Below are 6,522 nucleotides of genomic sequence, written 5' to 3'. Positions count from 1 at the left end.
AATGCTGTGCCAAAATAGAGATAATTTTTAAAAATGACAGAATCTGACGATTTGGCAGAATTTTATTTTACATATAATATTAGTGCTTTCGATCAAAACCAAAGACTAAAAAGTTAATATAGATCAAATGACGCTATCATTTTATGTTGAAAAAGAAACTTGTGACTATAATAACTTTTTGTAAATTTGAATATCACAATTAAATAATATGAGCCAGCCATTAGCAGAACGATTACGACCTCGAACATTAGACGAGTATATAGGTCAGAAACATCTTGTAGGAGAAGGTGCAATTCTTCGAAAAATGATAGATTCGGGACGTATACCTTCATTTTTGCTTTGGGGGCCTCCTGGTGTGGGAAAAACAACATTGGCCCAGATTATAGCTAACACACTCGATACGCCTTTCTATACTTTGAGTGCAATTAATTCCGGGGTAAAAGATGTTCGTGAAGTTATAGAACAAGCTAAGAAAAGCCAGTTCTTCGACACCAGAAGTCCAATATTATTTATTGATGAAATCCATCGTTTCTCGAAATCACAGCAAGATTCTCTACTCAATGCTGTAGAAACAGGCGTAATAACTTTGATAGGAGCGACAACCGAAAACCCTTCGTTTGAAGTCATACGACCGCTGTTATCCCGCTGTCAGGTATATGTGCTACAATCGCTGGATAAAAGTGACCTAATTGAATTAGCGCACAGAGCAGTCACCCAAGACACTATTCTTAAGCAAAGGAATATAGAGTTACAAGAAACGAATGCCCTGCTTCGATTCTCGGGAGGAGATGCGCGGAAGCTTTTAAATATACTTGATTTAGTAATTAATGCTGATACAAGTGATAAAGTGATTCTCACCGATAAGTTAGTGACAGAGCGACTACAAGAGAATCCTGCGGCCTATGACAAGGGCGGAGAAATGCATTATGACATAATTTCAGCATTCATAAAATCAATCAGGGGCAGTGATCCAGATGCGGCAATCTACTGGCTGGCACGTATGGTTGCAGGGGGCGAAGATCCTAAATTTATAGCCCGGAGGCTAGTTATTTCCGCAGCAGAAGATATAGGCCTTGCAAATCCAAATGCTTTATTATTAGCTAATGCCTGCTTCGATACACTTCAGAAAATAGGTTGGCCTGAGGGCCGTATTGTACTGGCAGAGACAACTATATATTTAGCAACATCACCAAAGAGCAATTCGGCCTACATGTCGATAGATGAAGCTATTGCCTTAGTTAATGAAACCGGTAATTTACCCGTGCCTTTACATCTACGCAATGCCCCTACAAAATTGATGAAAGAATTGGACTATGGCAAAAATTATAAATACGCTCATAGTTTCAAAAATAATTTTGTACAACAAGATTATGTTCCAAAAGAAATAAAAGGGCGTCAATTCTGGAAACCACAACAAAACGCATCTGAGATTAAGATTGTAGAGTGGTTGAAAAAATTATGGAAAGACAGATACTGAAAATTCTGATTTATGAAAAAAGCCTTCATTAAAGTTCTTATTATTCTATCATCCATATATATTATTTTCTGTGTCTTTTTCTTCTTTTTCCAAGAGAAATTCATCTTTTATCCTGAAAAATTAGATAAAAATTATAAATTTAATTTTAACCAGAATTTTGAAGAAATAGATATTAAAGCAGATGATGGAACTATACTAAATGGTCTTCTATTTAAAACTGAAAAGTCCAAAGGACTCATCTTTTATCTACACGGAAATGCAGGGGCATTGGATTCTTGGGGGCAAATAGCCCCTATATATACTGCATTAGGATATGATATTTTCTTTTTGGATTACAGGGGATTTGGAAAAAGCCAAGGAAGTATTAACAGCCAATCTCAATTATTTAGTGATACTCAAACAGCATACAATGAAATGAAGCAGAGATATGATGAAAATAAAATCATTGTTCTAGGTTTCTCTATCGGAACAGGAATGGCCTCGAAAATTGCATTTGAAAACAATCCCAGATTGCTTATTTTGCAAGCACCTTATTACAGCCTTACAAATGTAATACAAAGCATTTGCCCTATCATACCTAATCTAGCTGTCAAATATAAACTAGAAACTTATAAATATGTAAGTAAATGCCGGATACCTATTATAATTTTTCATGGAGATGCCGATAATATAATAGATTACAACAACTCAATGAAACTAAAAACACTACTAAAAAGAACAGACTCACTAATTACTCTTAAAGGCGAAGGACATAATACAATTACAGAAAATGACGAGTATCAGAAGAAAATATCTGAAATATTGAACTGATAGAGTTTAGTCCTCTCTACAGCAATCACATCCCTCGTGTTTTTCTAATACCCTGTGAGGAAAATCTCCATGGCCGACAATCTCGATAGGACAAGATGAATAAGATTCCTGCAACCATTCGGAGGTCACATTTGTACCGGAATGATAATGTAAACCTTCATTTACACAAGCTATATTTTTCACTAGCGACACAACTGTTCCCACATCATGAGAAACGAGAATAATAGCTGTATTTTTATTTATATCCTCTAATATTTTGTAAAAATCGGTTTCAAAACGCTTATCAACATATGAATTAGGTTCATCAAGCACCAGCATATCAGGACCATCTATTATAGCTCTACCAAGCAATGCCCTCTGCAATTGCCCTCCCGATAATGCACCAATCGATCTATCGATAAGTTTATCCAAGCCCATCTGCCTTGCAACCTCTCCTACCCGATCTTTCTGTTGCTTTGTATAAGGAGAAAATATGCTTCGCTTTATTGTTAATCCTGAAAGGATAACATCATATACTGAAATAGGGAACTTTTTATCTATTTGATTTATTTGAGGCAAATAACCTATGTTTATTTTATCTATTTTCAAATTATTTCTGTAAAAAGAAATACTCCCTCCCATCGGTTTTACCAAGCCTAGAATAGTCTTTAAGAGGGTTGTTTTACCACCTCCATTAGGTCCGATAATACCTAGAAAGTCATTTTGAAAAACATCTAAATTGACATTTTTCAAAACATTGGGATTATCATCGTACCCAACTGACAGATTTCTTATTTCAAGTATTGCCTCCATTTATTTTTCTAAAGCCAATGCCTTAGCAATCTTAATCATTTCTTCGCTCCATTGATACGATAATAAGTTTAGAGGTATAATTTTCCCTCCTATTGCTTCAGCTATTGTTTCAGCATTCTTCGTATCATACTCCTGCTGAATAAATACAACTTTTATTCCTTCTGCTTTTGCTTTATCAATTAGTTCTTTTAGCTGAGAAGGTGAAGGATTTTTTCCTTCATGTTCGATTGAATATTGATCCAGACCATACTCATCGGCAAAATAGCTCAAGGCAGGATGATATATAATAAAGGCCTTACTTGGAGCTTTACTTAAATATGCTTTTATAATACTGTCAGTCTGATTAATTTCACTCTGTAGCTTATTATAATTAATAGTATAGTCAGCCTCATTAGCTTTATCCAACTCTAACAAGCCATTATACATATTTGCGACAATCATTTTCGCTGATTTTATAGAACTCCATGTATGAGGGTCGCCTCCTGCATGAGCATAGTGATGATGATGATCGTGATCCCCATCTCCATGATCGTGTACATGAGGGTCACCTACAGACTCTATACCAACTGAACAGTCTATTATTTTCAAATCGGGATTACCCTTAGAAACTTTCTCAACCAATGTATTCTCTATTCCCAAATATCCTATTTTAAAATAGGCGATACTCTTATCTAACGCCATCATCTGAGATGGTGTAAAGTCTGCACTTTCGGGGTTAGAACCTGATGGAACAATACAATTCACATCATAATGATCGCCAACGATGGTACTCAAAAAATACTTCTGAGGATCTATAGTCACAGACAATGTTTTCTTGCCTTCTATATTGCCAGACGGCTTACATCCCCAGAAAGATAAAACACTTATTATAACGGCTGTTAGAATCAGCTTATATCTCATAATTATTCTCCTTTTGTTAAATCATAAATCTTCCGAATATGATTTAATTCTTCTTTAAAATTAATTTTCAAATCGCGAAGTATTCCATCATTCAAACCGTATACCCATCCGGCAACACGCGGATACCCATTAGCTAAAAAGGATTTCTGAACTTCTGCAGTTTTAATAACATTCAAACATTGCTCATATACATTCAATTCCACCAAACGATTATATCGTTCTTTTGTATCTTCTATTGCATCTAATTCTTTCTCGTGGAGACGGTACACATCACGTACATTGCGTAACCAAGGGTTAAGTATTCCTAAGTCTTTAGGTTCCATCGCAGCTTTAATACCTCCACAATCATAATGCCCGCATACAATGATATATTTCACATGTAAATACTCTACAGCATAATTTATAACAGATAGTATATTCAAATCGCTATTAACAACCATATTCGCGATATTCCTATGTACAAATACTTCGCCGGGCTGTAAACCCATTATTTCATTAGCGTGTACACGACTATCAGAACATCCTATATATAAATAATCAGGATTTTGTCCGTTTGCCAGATGATTAAAAAAATCAGGATCTTCAGTTTTCTTCTTTTTGACCCACTTACTATTTTCTTCAAATATTTTTCTGTATGATTCTTCTATGAGCATATTCTCATTTTTTTAGTTGTTCCAGTATAGCCTGAACTTGCTCAATCAACGATTGTTCTCCGTCATTAACAATTATAAAGTCAGATAGTTTAATTTTATCCTCATCCGACATCTGGTTTTCGATTCGTTCCAATACTTTTTCACGTGAAATATTGTCCCTATTCATGGTTCGCGCAATTCTCACTTCCAATGGAGAATAAACCATTACAACCTTATCCATAAGCTTGTCAAATCCAGATTCGAAAAGAATTGCAGCTTCATGTGCAACAATTTTATATCGACTATGCTGTGTAACCCATTCCCGAAAATCTTTCTCTACTTCAGGGTGTATAATTGCATTCACTGCATTCAATTTGTCTCTATCATTAAATATATGAGTAGCAAGCAAAGATTTATTTAGTACATTATTTTCAAAAAGATCCGGTCCAAACATTTTTATTAACTTCTCTTTTATAATGGGAGAAGTCGCGATCAACCTTTTACTCTCTATATCAGCAATATAAACAGGAATGTCACAAAGTGAAAATATCTCAGAAATAGTTGACTTACCGCTCCCTATCCCACCTGTTATTCCTAGTTTAATCATTATTGTTATGGGTTTTTATTTTTGCTCCAATACAAATTCTACTTCCGAAGGAATGGGAGCCTTCGTCTGTATATACTCCGGACTTTCTGTTATCCGCACAGGAACTGAAGCATCCTTCAAGTCTTTGATATCATTGTAGTCTATGATCACTTGAAAATTGCTGGCAGATATATCATTAAATCTCTTCAGCCCAACTAAAAATGGTATTTTAACTGATGACGGAAAAATCTTAATATTCAAATTCTCGGGGAGGTTAACGCATGTGACAGGCACTTCGACTTCTTTATCATTAAATTTATCAACAGATACTGAAAGTTCTACAATATTTGGCACAAATCGAATTCCTTTCGCCTGCCTCATAGCTACTAACATTTTTTTTTCAGAAGTAACATCTCGCAATGTATCATCCATAGTATGAGCATAGTGCAATGTATCTAAAGCCGAACGGCTTCCATACACCAATACAGAATCAGGCTTAATCATTAATTCACCATCGATCAGATAACCTGAAGCTAAGCTTATATAACCGTCATATATTACCGGTAATTTCTTCTGGTGCAAAACTGCATAAGCATAAGAAACTCTTGTTGGAGAATAACTTATAAGCTCAGTTGTTGCATATAACTTACCCCTAATTAATTGTTCGAAATTACGTCCCTGAATAACTCTTTCCTGAGTTCCACTAACCATATCACGCACATCCACAATTAAAGAATCGCTCCTCTTTGTAAAATAATATTTAAAAAGAGCAGCCCCATCATCCTTGATGCGAACATTTATATTGGCAGGAAGATCATTCTCAAAAACAATACTATCAGGTACATTTACATATTTGACAGGTATAACAAAGGTTGACTCAAAATTTTGACGGTAAATTTGCATTACCCAAAAGATTGAGGAAAGTAAAACAAAAAACAAAAAAGTCAGAATCTTTTTCCATGATATTTTTTTGAAAAACGATCTGACTTCTTGTATGATTATATCTTTAGTATCGCTCATAAGCTATACCTGACTTATATTCTCTTTACTTATTAGCCTGAGTATCTTCAGCAGAAACATAAACAGATGCTTTTTCAATTTTAATTCTCACACCGTCTGCAATTTCAACTACAAATGATGTATCTCCAATCTCTTTTACTTTTCCATGAATACCACCTGCTGTAACAACTTTGTCACCAACTTTGATAGCATTTCTGGCTTCTTGTAATGCTTTTTGTTTCTTTTGTTGTGGTCTGATCATAAAGAAATACATGATAGCAAACAATACAATCATCATTATTATCATGCTTCCGCTGCTACCCATA

Annotated in this window: 8 protein-coding genes; 2 read left to right on the top strand and 6 right to left on the bottom strand. The window is 34.9% G+C overall.

The window, feature by feature from the left end; translation table 11 throughout:
• Positions 1–208 precede the first annotated feature (208 nt).
• The gene (locus JGH11_RS18460) at positions 209–1,477 is read left to right on the top strand and encodes a replication-associated recombination protein A (protein ID WP_201114256.1); all 1,269 of its coding nucleotides are present in this window, start codon (positions 209–211) and stop codon (positions 1,475–1,477) included.
• Between the two features lie 12 nt (positions 1,478–1,489).
• On the top strand, positions 1,490–2,287 hold the full coding sequence (locus JGH11_RS18455; RefSeq protein WP_201114255.1) for an alpha/beta hydrolase: 798 nt from the start codon (positions 1,490–1,492) through the stop codon (positions 2,285–2,287).
• Between the two features lie 6 nt (positions 2,288–2,293).
• Here JGH11_RS18455 and JGH11_RS18450 read toward each other — a convergent pair whose 3' ends face one another.
• From JGH11_RS18450 to yajC, 6 genes are read right to left on the bottom strand one after another with little or no spacing between them, the layout of a single operon-like run.
• Positions 2,294–3,079 (bottom strand): metal ABC transporter ATP-binding protein, encoded by a 786-nt coding sequence (locus JGH11_RS18450; RefSeq protein WP_201114253.1) that lies wholly within the window; start codon positions 3,077–3,079, stop codon positions 2,294–2,296.
• Positions 3,080–3,979, bottom strand: a complete 900-nt coding sequence (locus tag JGH11_RS18445; protein ID WP_201114251.1) for a metal ABC transporter solute-binding protein, Zn/Mn family — start codon at positions 3,977–3,979, stop codon at positions 3,080–3,082.
• Between the two features lie 2 nt (positions 3,980–3,981).
• Entirely contained in the window at positions 3,982–4,632 is a 651-nt protein-coding gene (locus tag JGH11_RS18440; protein ID WP_201114250.1) for a carbonic anhydrase, read from the bottom strand.
• A 4-nt stretch (positions 4,633–4,636) separates the two neighbouring features.
• Positions 4,637–5,218, bottom strand: coding sequence for a dephospho-CoA kinase (gene coaE, locus JGH11_RS18435; protein ID WP_201114249.1), 582 nt, complete (start codon positions 5,216–5,218; stop codon positions 4,637–4,639).
• Between the two features lie 15 nt (positions 5,219–5,233).
• Positions 5,234–6,217, bottom strand: a complete 984-nt coding sequence (locus tag JGH11_RS18430) for a YbbR-like domain-containing protein (protein ID WP_201114248.1) — start codon at positions 6,215–6,217, stop codon at positions 5,234–5,236.
• A gap of 25 nt (positions 6,218–6,242) precedes the next feature.
• Positions 6,243–6,521, bottom strand: a complete 279-nt coding sequence (gene yajC / locus JGH11_RS18425; protein WP_201114247.1) for a preprotein translocase subunit YajC — start codon at positions 6,519–6,521, stop codon at positions 6,243–6,245.
• Position 6,522 lies beyond the last annotated feature (1 nt).

The organism is Dysgonomonas sp. Marseille-P4677, from assembly GCF_016652235.1.
Taxonomy (GTDB): Bacteria; Bacteroidota; Bacteroidia; order Bacteroidales; family Dysgonomonadaceae; genus Dysgonomonas.
This window is presented reverse-complemented; position numbering and strand designations above follow the sequence as displayed.

Coding starts and splice junctions, on each gene's coding strand:
- JGH11_RS18460 (WP_201114256.1), top strand. CDS start 209: ATGAGCCAGCCATTAGCAGAACGATTACGACCTCGAACATTAGACGAG.
- JGH11_RS18455 (WP_201114255.1), top strand. CDS start 1,490: ATGAAAAAAGCCTTCATTAAAGTTCTTATTATTCTATCATCCATATAT.
- JGH11_RS18450 (WP_201114253.1), bottom strand. CDS start 3,079: ATGGAGGCAATACTTGAAATAAGAAATCTGTCAGTTGGGTACGATGAT.
- JGH11_RS18445 (WP_201114251.1), bottom strand. CDS start 3,979: ATGAGATATAAGCTGATTCTAACAGCCGTTATAATAAGTGTTTTATCT.
- JGH11_RS18440 (WP_201114250.1), bottom strand. CDS start 4,632: ATGCTCATAGAAGAATCATACAGAAAAATATTTGAAGAAAATAGTAAG.
- coaE (WP_201114249.1), bottom strand. CDS start 5,218: ATGATTAAACTAGGAATAACAGGTGGGATAGGGAGCGGTAAGTCAACT.
- JGH11_RS18430 (WP_201114248.1), bottom strand. CDS start 6,217: ATGAGCGATACTAAAGATATAATCATACAAGAAGTCAGATCGTTTTTC.
- yajC (WP_201114247.1), bottom strand. CDS start 6,521: ATGGGTAGCAGCGGAAGCATGATAATAATGATGATTGTATTGTTTGCT.